Origin of the sequence: Acidisoma sp. PAMC 29798 (genome assembly GCF_030252425.1) — a bacterium.
GTDB classification, from domain to species: Bacteria; Pseudomonadota; Alphaproteobacteria; order Acetobacterales; family Acetobacteraceae; genus Acidisoma; species Acidisoma cladoniae.
In genome coordinates this window covers 2,171,090-2,185,227 of record NZ_CP126994.1, presented here as the reverse complement: position 1 = coordinate 2,185,227, position 14,138 = coordinate 2,171,090, and the positions used below count along the sequence as shown (strand labels likewise).

General features: G+C 62.5%; 12 protein-coding genes. 10 read left to right on the top strand and 2 right to left on the bottom strand.

The genetic code is table 11. From position 1 onward, the window contains the following. The first annotated feature begins 18 nt into the window (after positions 1 to 18). On the top strand, positions 19 to 633 hold the full coding sequence (locus QP803_RS10570; protein WP_284947716.1) for a flavin reductase family protein: 615 nt from the start codon (positions 19 to 21) through the stop codon (positions 631 to 633). Between the two features lie 87 nt (positions 634 to 720). Here the strand turns inward: QP803_RS10570 and iolG are convergent, their stop codons facing one another. Then, on the bottom strand, positions 721 to 1,719 hold the full coding sequence (iolG, locus tag QP803_RS10565; protein WP_284947715.1) for an inositol 2-dehydrogenase: 999 nt from the start codon (positions 1,717 to 1,719) through the stop codon (positions 721 to 723). Positions 1,720 to 1,836: 117 nt separating this feature from the next. Here iolG and QP803_RS10560 point away from each other — a divergent pair, with 117 nt between their 5' ends. The 3 genes from QP803_RS10560 (at position 1,837) to iolD (ending at position 6,632) form a co-directional block, all read left to right on the top strand. Next, positions 1,837 to 2,706, top strand: a complete 870-nt coding sequence (locus QP803_RS10560; protein WP_284947714.1) for a MurR/RpiR family transcriptional regulator — start codon at positions 1,837 to 1,839, stop codon at positions 2,704 to 2,706. A gap of 124 nt (positions 2,707 to 2,830) precedes the next feature. Next, on the top strand, positions 2,831 to 4,744 hold the full coding sequence (locus QP803_RS10555) for a bifunctional 5-dehydro-2-deoxygluconokinase/5-dehydro-2-deoxyphosphogluconate aldolase (protein WP_284947713.1): 1,914 nt from the start codon (positions 2,831 to 2,833) through the stop codon (positions 4,742 to 4,744). A gap of 16 nt (positions 4,745 to 4,760) precedes the next feature. Next, positions 4,761 to 6,632 (top strand): 3D-(3,5/4)-trihydroxycyclohexane-1,2-dione acylhydrolase (decyclizing), encoded by a 1,872-nt coding sequence (gene iolD / locus QP803_RS10550; RefSeq protein ID WP_284947712.1) that lies wholly within the window; start codon positions 4,761 to 4,763, stop codon positions 6,630 to 6,632. 110 nt (positions 6,633 to 6,742) lie between these two features. On the opposite strand, the gene QP803_RS10545 is transcribed toward iolD, so the two are convergent. Then, positions 6,743 to 7,006: a GIY-YIG nuclease family protein gene (locus QP803_RS10545; protein ID WP_284947883.1), complete on the bottom strand. Its 264-nt coding sequence runs from the start codon at positions 7,004 to 7,006 to the stop codon at positions 6,743 to 6,745. Positions 7,007 to 7,155: 149 nt separating this feature from the next. On the opposite strand from QP803_RS10545, the gene iolE reads away from it, so the two are divergent. The 6 genes from iolE to QP803_RS10515 all read left to right on the top strand — a co-directional run bounded on the left by iolE (position 7,156) and on the right by QP803_RS10515 (position 14,119). After that, entirely contained in the window at positions 7,156 to 8,040 is an 885-nt protein-coding gene (gene iolE / locus QP803_RS10540; protein WP_284947711.1) for a myo-inosose-2 dehydratase, read from the top strand. Then, complete coding sequence (gene iolB, locus QP803_RS10535) at positions 8,040 to 8,840, top strand: 5-deoxy-glucuronate isomerase (RefSeq protein WP_284947710.1); 801 nt, start codon at positions 8,040 to 8,042, stop codon at positions 8,838 to 8,840. The genes iolE and iolB overlap by 1 nt, the downstream gene beginning before the upstream one ends. 19 nt (positions 8,841 to 8,859) lie before the next feature. Next, on the top strand, positions 8,860 to 10,353 hold the full coding sequence (locus QP803_RS10530) for a CoA-acylating methylmalonate-semialdehyde dehydrogenase (protein ID WP_284947709.1): 1,494 nt from the start codon (positions 8,860 to 8,862) through the stop codon (positions 10,351 to 10,353). Positions 10,354 to 10,473: 120 nt separating this feature from the next. Beyond that, positions 10,474 to 12,039, top strand: a complete 1,566-nt coding sequence (locus tag QP803_RS10525) for a sugar ABC transporter ATP-binding protein (RefSeq protein ID WP_284947708.1) — start codon at positions 10,474 to 10,476, stop codon at positions 12,037 to 12,039. 21 nt (positions 12,040 to 12,060) lie between these two features. Next, positions 12,061 to 13,065 carry an ABC transporter permease subunit gene (locus QP803_RS10520; protein ID WP_284947707.1) on the top strand — a complete coding sequence of 335 codons (1,005 nt, stop codon included), beginning with the start codon at positions 12,061 to 12,063 and terminating at the stop codon, positions 13,063 to 13,065. Between the two features lie 94 nt (positions 13,066 to 13,159). After that, a complete protein-coding gene (locus tag QP803_RS10515; RefSeq protein WP_284947706.1) occupies positions 13,160 to 14,119 on the top strand; it encodes an ABC transporter substrate-binding protein in 960 nt (319 codons plus the stop codon). Positions 14,120 to 14,138: the final 19 nt, after the last annotated feature.

The following is a 14,138-nucleotide window of genomic DNA, read 5'->3' as shown; positions in this document are numbered from 1 at the left end:
GGGGTATCCGTGGTCACCATGACACAGTCGTATTTCTACGAGATCGCGCGCGGCCATGGGCTGCCGCATGACCCGCTGAAGGCGATCATCGCCCCCCGGCCGATCGGCTGGATCACCAGCATGAGCCGCGCGGGCGTGGTGAACCTGGCGCCCTATAGCTTCTTCAACATGGTGTCGGACGAGCCGCCCATGGTGATGTTCAGCAGCAATTCCTGGAAGGACAGCATCCGCAACGTGGAGGAGACGGGCGAGTTCGTCGCCAATCTCGCCGTGCGGCCATTGGCGGAGGTGATGAACATCAGCAGCCGCGCGGTGGGCCCCGAGGTGAATGAGATGGAACTGGCCGGGATCGCGGCCGCACCCTCCACGATGGTCAAGCCGCCGCGCGTCGCGGCGTCCCCCGCCGCCCTCGAATGCAAGCTCGTCGAGATCAAGCATCTCGTCGGTCTCGATGGCCGTCCGGGTTCGAACTTCATGGTCATCGGCCAGATTGTGGGCGTGCATATCGACCCGGCTTTCCTGACGGACGGCAAGTTCGACACGGCGGCCGCGCGTCCCATAGGGCGATGCGGCTACCGGGGCGATTATGCGGAAGTCACGAGCCTGTTCGAGATGATCCGGCCGCGGGATTGAGTTGAGGTCACACAACGTAGGGCGGAAGAGCGCAGCGTATTCCGCCGAACCACGGACGCACGATGGATAACGCTGCGCTCATCCACCCTACGAGTGTGAGATCTTAACCGACTTGCCCGTCTTGAGGCTTTCCAACGCCGCATCCGCGAGGCGGAGCGCCTCGGCGCCATCCCGAAAGCTTGTCAGCGGCGCCTTGCCGGTCGCGACGCTATCCACAAAATTCGCAATCTCATTGGCATAGGCATCGGCGTAACGCTCAATGAAGAAGGGCAGCACCACGTCTGCCGCGCCGGTGCGCTCGGCTGAATAGGCCTGCACCGTCGTCGCCGTCTTATTTCCGGCGATGAGCATGCCCTTCTCGCCGAACACCTCCAGCCGCTGGTCATACCCATAGCTCGCACGACGGCTGTTGTTGATATGAATGAGCGCGCCGGACGCGGCCCGCATCGTCACCATGGCGGCATCGATATCCCCTGCCGCCGCGATGGCGGGATCGACGAGGTTACCGCCAAAAGCATGCACCTCCACGATGTCCCCGGCGAAATATCGCGCAAGGTCGAAGTCATGGATGGTCATGTCGCGGAATAGCCCGCCAGAGACCTTGATATAGCCGATCGGCGGCGGGCCGGGATCGCGGCTGGTGATGATCACCTGCTCCAGCTTGCCGATTTCGCCCGCCGTCATGCGGTCATGCACGGCGCGGAAGGACGGATCGAACCGGCGGTTGAAGCCGATCATGATGGTTGCGCCGAGGTCGCGAATCTCGCCCCAGCATTGATCCACCTTCGCCATGTCCAGGGCGATCGGCTTCTCGCAAAGAATCGCCTTGCCGGCGCGGGCGGCGGCGGTGATCAGCTCGACATGCGTATCCGTGCTGGTCGCGATCAGCACCGCGTCCACATCCTGATCCGCGAGCACTTCCGCGACCGACGCGGCGGCCTTCACGCCCAATTCCTGCGCCATCGCGTCAGACGCGGCGGTCACCACGTCGAAGACCGACACCAGGCGCGCCTTCGGATGCCGCGTCAGGTTGCGCGCATGCATGCTGCCGATGCGGCCACAGCCGAGGACGGAGAAACGGATCATTCTATCGTTCTTTCTCAAGGGGTCGGCAGGAACGCTTGGAGCGTTTTTATTTGTTTGTCGTAGATATGGAAGAGATATTCCATTTGGTCTATGGGTTGTCAACGGGAGAAGAAACGCATGGATGCTGAGGAGAGTGGCTTCGCGCCGCATTCCCCCAAGACCGACGACCCGCCACGGGATTTCCGCAGCTTGCGTGCCGTGATCCTCGATCGGCGGGACCGCATGCCCAAGCGCCTTGTTCAGGTCGCGGATTTCGCCATTCAGCACCCGCAGGAAATTGCCTTCGGGCGCGTGGCCGAACTCGCCCGCCAGGCGCGGGTCCAACCCTCGACCATGATCCGCTTCGCCCAGGCGCTGGGCTATTCAGGTTTTTCGGATCTGCAACTGGTGTTCCAGTCTCATGCGCGGGATCGCTGGCCCGATTACAACGCCCGGCTGGAGGCGCTGCATGACGGCGCGCATGGCGGGGATGTCATGGGATTGCTGGATGGGCTGGTCGAAGCTTCCTGCGCCTCGACGCGGGATTTCCGCCAAGGCGTTGATGTCCAGGCCCTTGAGCAGGCGGTCGCGCGGCTGGCGGCGGCGAATACGATTTATATCGTGGGCGTGCGTCGTGCTTTTCCCGTCGCGGTCTATCTCGCCTATGCCCTCCAAAAGCTCGGCGCTCGCTGTGACCTCGTCGATCAACTCGGCGGTCTCGGTGCGCGGCAGGTCGATCTCATTCGCGCCGATGACGCGCTTCTGGCGATCAGCTTCACGCCCTACGCGGGGGAGACTTTGGCGACGGTCCGTGCGGCCTTCGAGCGTGGTGTGCCGGTGGTGGGGATCACCGATTCACCTTTCTCGCCGCTCGTGCAATCGGCCCATGTCTGGCTGGAGGTCGCCGAAGCGGACTATGCGGGTTTCCGCTCTCTCGCCGCGACTTTCGCCCTCGCCACCACTCTGGCGGTCGCATTGGTGAGCCGACGAGCGGAGAATGGTGCGTGAGAACATACGAACCATCTTGACCAAATTTTGGAACGGTGGTTTTATCCGTGCCTAAGAAAGCGCGGCAAAAGCCGCTTTGGAAACGCTGCCGCTTCCCGTCTACCGATAAGACAAGAGGTTCCCGATGGCCGACCCGCAACTCGACCTCATCGCGATCGGACGGTCCTCGCTCGACCTTTACGGCCAGCAGATCGGCGGCCGGCTGGAAGACATGGGAAGCTTCACCAAGGCCGTGGGCGGTTGCCCGGCCAATATCGCCATCGGAACGTCTCGCCTCGGCCTGCGCTCGGGCCTGATCACCCGCGTGGGTGACGAGCAGATCGGCCGTTTCTTGCTGGAGCAACTCGCCCGCGAAGGTGTTGAGACGGCCGGCGTCGTCACGGACAAGACCCGGCTGACCGCCCTGGTGATCCTCGGCGTGCGGGACAGCGAAACCTTTCCGCTGGTCTTCTACCGCGACAATTGCGCAGACATGGCGCTGTGCGAGGACGATATCGACGAGGCCTTCATCGCCTCCTCGGCCTCGGTGGTGGTGACCGGCACGCATTTCGCCCAAGCCGGCACGGCGGCGGCGCAGAACAAGGCGATACGCATCGCCCGCGCCAATGGCCGCAAGGTCATCTTCGACGTCGATTATCGCCCGAACCTTTGGGGCCTTGCGGGGCATGACGCGGGTGAGGCGCGCTACATCCGCTCTGACGCGGTGACTGCGCATCTGGCGCCGGTGCTGATGCAATGCGACCTCATCGTCGGCACGGAGGAGGAGCTGCATGTCGCGGGCGGATCGGAAGATACGCTGCAAGCGATCCGCAACATTCGGGCCAAATCCGCCGCCGCCATCGTCTGCAAACGCGGGCCGATGGGCTGCGTGGTCTTCCCCGATGCCATCCCCGACAGCCTGGATGACGGGGTGAGGGGGCCGGGATTCCCCGTGGAAGTCTATAACGTTCTCGGTGCGGGCGATTCCTTTATGTCCGGCTTCCTGCGTGGCTGGCTGCGGAATGAGGCATTGGAAACCTGCTGCGCCTATGCCAATGCCTGCGGCGCCTTCGCCGTATCGCGCCTCTTGTGCTCACCGGAAATCCCGACCTTTCCGGAATTGCGCGCCTTCCTCGACCATGGCAGCCCGCATCGCGCCCTGCGGCATGATCGCGCCATCAACCACATCCATTGGGCGACGACGCGGCCCGCGAGTCCGCCGGGCATCATGGCGCTGGCGATCGACCATCGCATCCAGTTGGAAGCGGTCGCGACGGAGGTTGGCGCCCCTTTCGCACGGATCAATGACTTCAAGGTGCTCGCTGTGCAGGCGGCCGCGCGTGTGGCGGATGGTCGGCCGGGCTTCGGCATGTTCATCGACGGGCGTTATGGGCGGGAAGCGCTGTTCCGCGCCGCCGACCACAAGCTTTGGGTGGCGCGGCCTGTGGAATTGACGGGCTCGCGTCCGCTCGACTTCGAATATGGCGGCAGCCTGGGCACGCATCTCATCGAATGGCCGACCAGCCAGGTCATCAAATGCCTGTGCTTCTATCACCCCGATGATCCGGAGGAGCTGCGCCTGCGGCAGGAACGCGAATTGCAACGCGTCTACGACGCCTGTCGCACCTTGGGTCGCGATCTGCTGATCGAAATCATCGCTGGCAAGCATGGCCCGTTGCTGGATGACACAATTCCCCGCGTCATTCAGCGCATTTACGATATCGGCATCAAGCCCGACTGGTGGAAGCTGGAACCGCAGAAGAGTGCGAAGGCTTGGGACGCGATCAGCCGTACCATCGGCCAGAGTGACGCGTATTGTCGCGGTGTGATGGTGCTCGGGCTGGAAGCACCCTTCGATGATCTGATTGAAACCTTCAAGGCCTGTGCCGAGGTGCCTTTGGTGAAGGGCTTCGCCGTGGGCCGCACCATCCATATCGAGCCGGCGCGTGCCTGGCTGTCGGGCACGATCACGGATGCCCAGGCAGTCGACCAGATGGCCGAGCGTTTCGGCCGGCTGGTGACGGCCTGGGGCGATACGCGACGGTCGAAGGCCGCCTGAGGAAAGGATGCTCGCGATGCGCAAAATCCGGTTGACGATGGCTCAGGCCTTGGTCCGCGCCATGGCGGCGCAGAAGACGGTGATCGAGGCGGCCTCTGGTGAAACGCAGATCCTGCCGTTCTTCGGCGGCGTCTGGGCGATTTTTGGCCACGGCAATGTCGCGGGCATGGGGGAGGCGCTACACGGCGTGCGCGATGTGTTGCCAACCTTCCGCGCGCATAACGAGCAGGCGATGGCCCATGCGGCCACCGCCTATGCCAAGGCGCTGCGTCGCCGCCGCGTCATGGCCTGCACGACGTCGATCGGGCCGGGCGCGCTCAACCTCGTCACCGCGGCGGCCGTCGCGCATGTCAATCGGCTGCCGCTTCTGCTGCTGCCGGGCGATGTCTTCGCCAGCCGTCGACCTGACCCCGTGTTGCAGCAGGTCGAGGATTGGCAGGATGGGACGATCACGGCGAATGATGCCTTCCGCCCGGTATCGCGCTATTTCGATCGTATCACGCGGCCCGAGCAGATCATGCCGGCCTTCGCCCGCACCATGCAGGTTTTGACCGATCCTGCCGAATGCGGCCCCGTGACACTGGGTCTTTGCCAGGACGTGCAGACGGAAGCATTCGACTTCCCGGCCCATTTCTTCGACGAACGCATCTGGACGCCGCGCCGCCCACGCCCTGATGCACGCGAACTGGGCGAGGCGATCCGTCTGCTGAAATCTGCGCGGCGGCCCTTCATCGTTTGCGGTGGTGGCACGCTTTATTCCGAAGCGGAGCGCGAACTCGCGGCTTTCGCGCAGGCGCATGGCATTCCTGTGGGCGAAACCCAGGCCGGAAAATCCTCTCTCGCGACCGCGCATCCCATGAACATGGGCGCCATTGGCGTCACCGGTACCGGCGCCGCGAATGAGTTCGCCGCAGAGGCCGATGTCGTGCTCGCGGTCGGCACGCGGTTGCAGGATTTCACGACAGGATCCTGGGCGCTGTTCCAGGGTGAGGGGCGCCGCATCATCGGCTTGAACACGCAAGCCTTTGACGCAGGCAAGCACAATGCGCAGCCGCTGGTGGCGGATGCGCGCGCTGGGTTGGTCGAACTCGGTGCGGCGCTGGGCGATTGGACAGCGGACACGGCCTGGACCCCGCGCGCGGTATCCAGCAAAACCGCGTGGTATACGCAGGCGGAAAGCTACACTGAAGCGCCGGCCGAACCGGGCAATGCCTTGCCGTCTGATGCGCAGGTGGTGGGCATGGTGCAGCGCTGGTCGCAGCCGACGGATGTGGTTGTCTGCGCGGCGGGTGGTCTACCAGGCGAATTGCATAAGCTGTGGCAGGCGCAGAGGCCGGGCGGCTATCACATGGAATACGGCTTCTCCTGCATGGGTTACGAAATCGCCGGCGGCCTGGGCGTGAAGATGGCGCAGCCCGAGCGCGAGGTCATCGTCATGATCGGCGACGGGTCCTACCTGATGTTGAATTCTGAGATCGCGACCTCGGTCATGCTCGGCCGCAAGCTGGTGCTCGTGATTCTCGACAATCGTGGCTATGGCTGCATCAATCGCCTGCAACATGCGACGGGCGGTGCGGGATTCAACAACCTGTTGCAGGATAGTTTCCACGAAGTTCTGCCCGAGGTAGATTTCGCCATGCATGCCCGCAGCCTGGGGGCCACGAGCGAAAAGGTATCGTCCCTGGCAGAGCTTGGTCCGGCTTTGGCGCGTGCGCGCGCGAGCACGAAGACCTATGCGGTTGTGATCGACACCGATGCCTTGATCAGTACGGATGCCGGTGGCCATTGGTGGGATGTCGCGGTGCCGGAAGTGTCTGAGCGCGCGGAGGTGCGGGCGGCGCGGAAGGCGTACGAGACGGCGATCGAACGCCAGTTTGTAGGGAATTAGGTATGGTGCCTTTTACCAACCCGTCATGCTCGGCGAAGGCCGAGCATCCACGCCTTGCTTCGGGGCAAAAGGCAAGGCGTGGATGGCACGCCTTCGCGTGCCATGACGGGTTAAATAATGGAGTCGTACAGGTCATTCCAGTTCGCATTGCCCCGTTCGATCAGGCGTACCTTCCAGGCCCTGGGCCAGCGTTTCAGTGCCTTCTCGCGCGCAATGGCTTGCAGGATGGTCTCGTGAGACTCGGCATGAACGAGACGGTGCAGCCCATAACGATGCGTGAAATCCGAACCGAAGCCCTCGCGATGCTGCCAGACCCGGCGCGCAAGATCGGCGGTCACGCCGATATACAGGACGCCGTTGGGCCGATCGGTGATGATATAGACTCAGCCGCTTTTCATAATTTTAACGTAATGAATAATGCGAAACGACGCTACCTATACCGTCATGCTCGGCGAAGGCCGAGCATCCACGCCTTGCTTGAGGGGCGCGTAACAAAGACCGCAGCGCAGGAGACGCCTCTCACATGACGATCCGGATCGGGGCTAATCCCATCTGCTGGTCCAATGACGACATGCCCGAATTGGGCGGCGATACGCCCTTGGAAACCTGCCTGTCCGAAGCAAGCCAAATCGGCTTCGAGGGCATGGAACTCGGCAAGAAGTTTCCGCGCACACCGGATGCGCTGAAGGCGGCGCTCGCGCCCTTCGGCCTCGCCTGCATTTCGGGTTGGCACTCGGCGAAGCTCCTCGCACGCGACGCGGATGCGGAATACGCCGCCATGGGCAAGCATCTCGCCTTGCTCAAAGCCATGGGCAGCACCGTCATGGTTGTGTGCGAAACCTCCAATACGATCCAAGGAGAAATCGATACGCCCCTGTCGCGCCGGCCGCGCCTGAAGGGCGAGGACTGGAAGGCCTTCGGCGACCGGATGACGGCGGTGGGCGACCGCCTGCTGACTGACGGTGTGCGCATCGTCTATCACCACCACATGGGCAGCGTCGTGCAGAGTGACGACGATATCCATGCCTTCATGGCCCATACCGGGCCATCGGTGCATCTGCTGCTCGATACTGGCCATGCCGTTTGGGGCGGATCGGATCCGGCAGCGCTCGCTCGCCGTTACCGCGATCGCATCAGCCATGTGCATACCAAAGATATCCGGGCTGAAGTGCGCGCCAAAAGTGAAGCCGAAGACTGGAGCTTCCTCAAAAGCGTTCTTAACGGCGTCTATACCGTGCCGGGTGATGGCATGATCGATTTCGTGTCGATCTTCCGCGAATTGCCGGGCTATGCGGGATGGGTGGTGCTGGAAGCCGAACAGGACCCGGCCGTCGCGAACCCGTTCCAATATGCCTCCCTGGGCATGGCCAATCTCAAAACATACCTTCACGAAGGGGGGCTTCTGTAATGGCGTCCCGGTTGCTTGTTCATCCGTCACCGCCGGATCGGGATGGCTTCATCCAGCACATTACCCCGGCTTCGGCGGATTGGAGCTATGTCGGCTTCTCGGCGCTCGAACTGCCGCCGGGCAAGGTCGTCACCCGCCCGACCGATGGCCATGAGGTTTGCCTCGTCATCCTCACCGGGCGGGTTCGCATCGCCGTCGGCGCCGTCGATTTCGGCGTGCTGGGCGAACGCGAGTCGGTGTTCGACGGCAGTCCCTGGTCGGTCTATGTGCCGGCGCACTCGTCCTGGACGATCGAGGCGCAGACGGCGGCCGAAGTCGGCGTCTGTTCCTCCCCCGCAAAAGGCACCTTGCCCGCCCGCATCATTCCGCCCTCCGAAGTGGGGGAGGAAGTGCGCGGCAAGGGCACCAATACACGGTATGTGCGCAACATCCTGCCCGATACCGGCCTTGCGGAATCGCTCCTGGTGGTGGAAGTCGTGACGCCCGGCGGCAATTGGTCGAGCTATCCGCCGCATAAGCATGACGTAAACGATCCGCCGCGCGAAACCTATCTTGAGGAAACCTATTTCCATCGCCTCAAACGGGGCTCCGGCTTCGCTCTCCAGCGCGTCTATACCGATGACCGATCATTGGATGAGACCATGGCGATTTCGGACAAGGACGTGGTTCTAGTGCCGCGCGGCTACCACCCCGTGGGTGCGCCGCATGGCTTTGACCTCTATTATCTCAATGTGATGGCCGGCCCGGTAAGGGAGTGGCGCTTCACCATGTCACCCGACCACGCCTTTCTGACTTGGTAAGCTTTTTTTGGAGATGATCATGGATACCATCCAGCATTATATCGGGGGCAAACGCACCTCCGGCACCTCGACACGAACGGCGAATGTCTACCAGCCGGCAGACGGTTCCATTGCCCGCCAGGTGCCTCTCGGCACGGCGGCAGATGTCGATGAGGCCGTGCGGGCCGCGACCGCTGCCTTTCCGAAATGGGCTGCGACCACGCCGCTAGCGCGCGCCCGCGTCATGTTCCGCTTTCGCGATCTCATTGAGCAGAACGCCAAGAAACTCGCCGCTATCATCACCGATGAGCATGGCAAGGTGCTGTCCGATGCCTTGGGCGAAGTGACGCGCGGCATGGAAGTGGTGGAATACGCCACGGGTGCGCCGGAACTGCTGAAGGGTGAGTTCACCGAACAGGCCGGCCGCGACATCGATGCCTATTCCATGCGCCAGCCGCTGGGCGTTTGCGCCGGCATCACGCCGTTCAATTTTCCCGTCATGGTGCCGCTCTGGATGCTGCCGATGGCCATCGCCTGCGGCAATTGCTTCATCCTTAAGCCGTCAGAGCGTGATCCGTCCGCTTCGCTCATGATCGCCGATCTGCTCCAGCAGGCCGGTTTGCCGGACGGCGTCTTCGGCGTCGTTCATGGCGACAAGGAAGTGGTGGACGCAATCCTGGAACATCCCGGCATCGCGGCCGTGAGTTTCGTGGGCTCCACGCCGATTGCCGAATATATCTACAATACCGGCATCAAGCACGGTAAGCGCGTGCAGGCGCTGGGCGGCGCCAAGAACCACGCCGTCATCATGCCCGATTGCGATCTCGACAAGACCTGCGATGCGCTGATGGGCGCCGCCTACGGTTCTGCCGGTGAGCGCTGCATGGCGATTTCCGTGGCCGTTGCCGTGGGTGGCATCGGTGACAAGCTGATCGATGCGCTCGCGCCGCGCGTGCGTGCCCTGAAGATCGGGCCAGGCACGGATGATACGAATGAGATGGGTCCGCTCGTCACTAAGGTGCATCTCGACAAGGTGAGCGGCTATATCGATGCCGGTGAGGCGGAAGGCGCGACCCTCGTCGTCGATGGTCGCGGCCTGAAGTTGCAGGGCTATGAGAATGGCCATTTCATCGGCGGCACCTTGTTCGACAACGTCACGTCCGAGATGAAGATCTACAAGGAAGAGATCTTCGGTCCGGTTTTGGCCGTGGTGCGTGCTGATGATTTTGAGACGGCGCTAAAGCTCGTCAATGATCATGAGTTCGGCAATGGAACGGCGATCTTCACGCGCGACGGTGATTCGGCGCGGGAATACGCGCATCGGGTGCAAGCTGGCATGATCGGCATCAACGTGCCGATTCCGGTGCCGATGGCCTATCACAGTTTCGGCGGGTGGAAGCGCTCGCTGTTCGGCGATCATCACATGCATGGTCCCGAAGGCGTGCGCTTTTTCACGCGCTATAAAGCGGTGACCTCGCGCTGGCCGACCGGCATTCGCGCCGGTGCCGAGTTCGTCATGCCGACGCTCGGCTAGCAGATCGCATTAATTCGCCATCCTTGATGTCTTTCGCATCCGGGCCGCTTGACTTTCGCGGCCCGAATGCGAAACCTCTGCACAGATAAGGGCACGACAATTGCCCATGGAGTACAGGGAATGAACGGATCGGAAAGCGTGCCGCATGGCGTCCAGGTTACCGCAAAAGCGGTCGCGCTGGAGATGCGCGGCATCAGCAAAACCTTCGGCGCCGTTCGTGCCCTGACAGACGTTTCCCTCACCGCCTATGCCGGCGAAATCCACGCCCTGATGGGCGAGAACGGTGCCGGCAAATCGACCCTCATGAAGATCCTGTCGGGTGCCTATCATGCCGATCCCGGCGGTGAGATCCGTATCGACGGCAAGCCGCTCGAAATCGGCAATCCGCAAGCCGGCCGGCGCAGCGGCATCGCCGTCATCTACCAGGAACTGGCGCTGGCGCCGAACCTTACAGTCGCTGAGAACATGTTCCTCGGTGAGGAAAAGAAGCGCAACGGCATGATCGACCGAAAGGCGATGAATGCGGCCGCGCAACCCTACCTCGATCGTCTGTCGGCGCCCTTCAGCCCATCGGCGAAAGTCATTTCTCTGTCCATTGCCGAGCGGCAGCTGGTGGAAATCGCCCGCGCCCTCGCAGGCCACCCGCATATCCTGGTGATGGATGAGCCGACGACCGCGCTTTCGGCGCGTGAGGCCGATAAGCTTTTCGCCATCATTCGCACGCTGAAAGCGGAAGGCATCGCCATCATCTATATCAGCCACCGCATGGGGGAGGTTTATGACCTGTCCGATCGCGTCAGTGTGCTGCGGGATGGTGCGATGGTCGGAACGCTGATGCGGTCTGAGCTGAGTGCGCAAACTCTGGTGCGCATGATGGTTGGGCGTGACCAGTCATCCTTCTACACCAAGGAGCATCGGCCGCCTGAAGGCGACCGCAAGATCGCCCTCGATGTCCGGAACATGGATGACGGCCGGCGCGTTCATGATTGTTCCCTCGTCGTGCGGGAAGGGGAGGTGCTGGGCATTGCGGGTCTCGTGGGCTCCGGTCGCACCGAACTCGCACGCCTCATCTACGGCGCCGATGCCCGCAAACACGGCCAGGTTTTCGTGGACGGTATCGAGCGGCACATCTCCAATCCGCGCCAAGCGATCGATGCAGGCATCGTCTACCTGACGGAGGATCGTAAGATCCTCGGTCTGTTCCTCGACATGAGTATCAGCGGCAACCTCAATATGAACGTGATCGGCGAGGATTCCTTCGGCGGCGGCATCCTCAATCGCGCGGCGGCACGCAGACGCGCGGCTGCCGCGATCAAGAAGCTCGCGGTGCGTGCGCCCAATGCCGATATCAATGTCGGCAGTCTGTCCGGTGGCAATCAGCAGAAGGTGCTGCTGTCCCGCCTGCTGGAGAGCAAGCCGCGCGTGCTGATTCTGGATGAGCCGACGCGCGGTGTGGATGTTGGCGCGAAATCCGAAATCTATCGCATCATCGATGACCTTGCACGCGGTGGCGCCGCCATCATCGTCATATCCAGCGAATTGCCGGAAGTAATCGGCGTGTCGGACCGCGTTGTGGTTATGCGAGACGGCCGGTTGGTGGGTGTGGTCGAGGGCAAGCCTGGCGCGCCGATCACCCAGGAAGCGGTGATGGAATTGGCGACCGACGTTGCGGCAGCCGCCGCCTGATGATGACGAGGACAGAGCAAAATGGCTGATAGTGTGAGCGAACCGACGGTGGCGGCGCGGCAGGAAACCATCAGCAACAAACAGCGGGTGCGAACCGCCATTCAGGTTCTCGGCATGTTGCCGGTGCTCGTGGTTCTCTGCATCGGCTTTGGTCTGGAGAATGAGCGCTTCGTCTCCCTCACCAATGCCTCCATCGTCTTGCAGCAGGCGGCGATCAATACCGTGCTCGCGGCCGGCATGACCTTCGTCATCCTGACCGCGGGTATTGACCTGTCAGTCGGTTCCATCCTCGCCGCCTCCGCCATGGGCGCGCTGCTCATGTCCAAGGTCGCGGGCTTCGGCATGCTCGGCATCCTCGCCGGCCTCGGCACCGGCCTCGGCTTTGGGTTGATCAACGGCCTGCTGATTTCGGTGGTGCGGCTGCCGCCCTTCATCGTGACGCTCGGTTCGCTCACGGCGGTGCGCGGCATCGCGCGTCTGATGGGCAGCGACACCACGATCTTCAACCCCGATCTGCCCTTCGCTTTCATCGGCAATGGCACCTTGTTCGGCGTCTCTTGGCTGGTCATTATCGCGCTCGTCGTGGTGCTGGTGTCGTGGTTCATTCTGAGACGCACCGTGCTCGGCACACGCATCTATGCGGTCGGCGGCAATCCGGACGCGGCACGGCTGACCGGTATCAAGGTCGGTGGCATCCTTCTGTTCGTTTATGCCACATCGGGCTTTCTCGCAGGTCTCGGCGGCGTGATGTCAGCCGCGCGCCTTTATGCCGCGAATGGCTTGCAGCTCGGGCAGAGCTATGAGCTGGACGCGATCGCCGCCGTCATCTTGGGCGGCACCAGCTTCACGGGTGGCATCGGGTCCATATGGGGCACGCTGATCGGCGCGTTGATCATCGCCATTCTCACCAACGGTCTTGTGCTGTCAGGCGTCTCCGACATTTGGCAGTTCATCGTCAAAGGTCTGGTGATCATCGGCGCGGTCGCACTTGATCGCTATCGCCTCTCCCAGAACGGGCGCACCTAGTCGATCGCACAAAATTCGCATGCGGGGATCAACCCCGCATGTGGGGGCGCGTAGCTCGCCCAAGGCTTTCAACACGATCCGGAGGACCACGACTATGAAGAATTCGCGTTTTGGCTTGTCTCAGATTGCATTGGGGGCGGCGCTTTTCGCCGGCCTCTCGACCGCGGCGATGGCGGCCGACGTCAAGACCGTCGGTATCACCGTCGGTTCACTCGGTAACCCCTATTTCGCCGCCACCGATAAGGGCATCGAGGCCAAGGCGAAGGAAATTACGCCGGACGCCCATATCGTCGCCGTATCCTCGGACTATGACCTCAACAAGCAGTTCACCCAGATCGACAACTTCATCGCGGCCGGCGCCAGCATCATCATGATCAACGCCGCCGATCCGGTGGCGATTCTGCCCGCGCTGAAGAAGGCCAAGGCCGCCGGCATCGTCTCCGCCGCTTTCGACGTCGCGGCCCAGGGCGCCGATGTCACGGTCATGACCGATAACGTCAAGGCCGGCTCTATCTCCTGCCAGTACATCGTCGATCATCTGCCCGGCAAGAAGGGCAATGTCATCATCATCAACGGGCCGCAGGTCTCCTCCATCGTTGATCGCGTGAAGGGCTGCGAGGCGGTTCTGAAGGCTGAACCTGGCATCACTATCCTCTCCGACAGCCAGAACGCCATGGGTTCGCGCGACGGTGGTTTTGCCTCGGGCCAGAGCCTGCTGACGCGCTTTCCCAAGATCGATGCGGCTTTCGCCATCAATGACCCGACGGCGATCGGCCTTGAACTCGCCGCCAAGCAGCAGAACCGCCACGATTTCTTCATTACCTCCGTCGATGGCGCGCCGGACGTGGTGCCTGAAATCCAGAACAAGGACGGGATGATCAAGGCGACTGCCGCGCAGGACCCCTATGGCATGGCCGCCCAGGCCTATGCCTATGCGGTCGATATCGTGAACGGCAAGATGCCGCCGTCCAAGATCGTGTTGCTCAACCCGACCCTGATCACCATTGACAATATCGGCAGCTACAAGGGCTGGGATCCGACCCACGCTCAGTAAGCGTCACGACTTTCTGCGC

Bases quoted from the DNA above. Each gene is read 5' to 3' on its own strand.
- QP803_RS10570 (WP_284947716.1), top strand. From the start codon at position 19: ATGACACAGTCGTATTTCTACGAGATCGCGCGCGGCCATGGGCTGCCG.
- iolG (WP_284947715.1), bottom strand. From the start codon at position 1,719: ATGATCCGTTTCTCCGTCCTCGGCTGTGGCCGCATCGGCAGCATGCAT.
- QP803_RS10560 (WP_284947714.1), top strand. From the start codon at position 1,837: ATGGATGCTGAGGAGAGTGGCTTCGCGCCGCATTCCCCCAAGACCGAC.
- QP803_RS10555 (WP_284947713.1), top strand. From the start codon at position 2,831: ATGGCCGACCCGCAACTCGACCTCATCGCGATCGGACGGTCCTCGCTC.
- iolD (WP_284947712.1), top strand. From the start codon at position 4,761: ATGCGCAAAATCCGGTTGACGATGGCTCAGGCCTTGGTCCGCGCCATG.
- iolE (WP_284947711.1), top strand. From the start codon at position 7,156: ATGACGATCCGGATCGGGGCTAATCCCATCTGCTGGTCCAATGACGAC.
- iolB (WP_284947710.1), top strand. From the start codon at position 8,040: ATGGCGTCCCGGTTGCTTGTTCATCCGTCACCGCCGGATCGGGATGGC.
- QP803_RS10530 (WP_284947709.1), top strand. From the start codon at position 8,860: ATGGATACCATCCAGCATTATATCGGGGGCAAACGCACCTCCGGCACC.
- QP803_RS10525 (WP_284947708.1), top strand. From the start codon at position 10,474: ATGAACGGATCGGAAAGCGTGCCGCATGGCGTCCAGGTTACCGCAAAA.
- QP803_RS10520 (WP_284947707.1), top strand. From the start codon at position 12,061: ATGGCTGATAGTGTGAGCGAACCGACGGTGGCGGCGCGGCAGGAAACC.
- QP803_RS10515 (WP_284947706.1), top strand. From the start codon at position 13,160: ATGAAGAATTCGCGTTTTGGCTTGTCTCAGATTGCATTGGGGGCGGCG.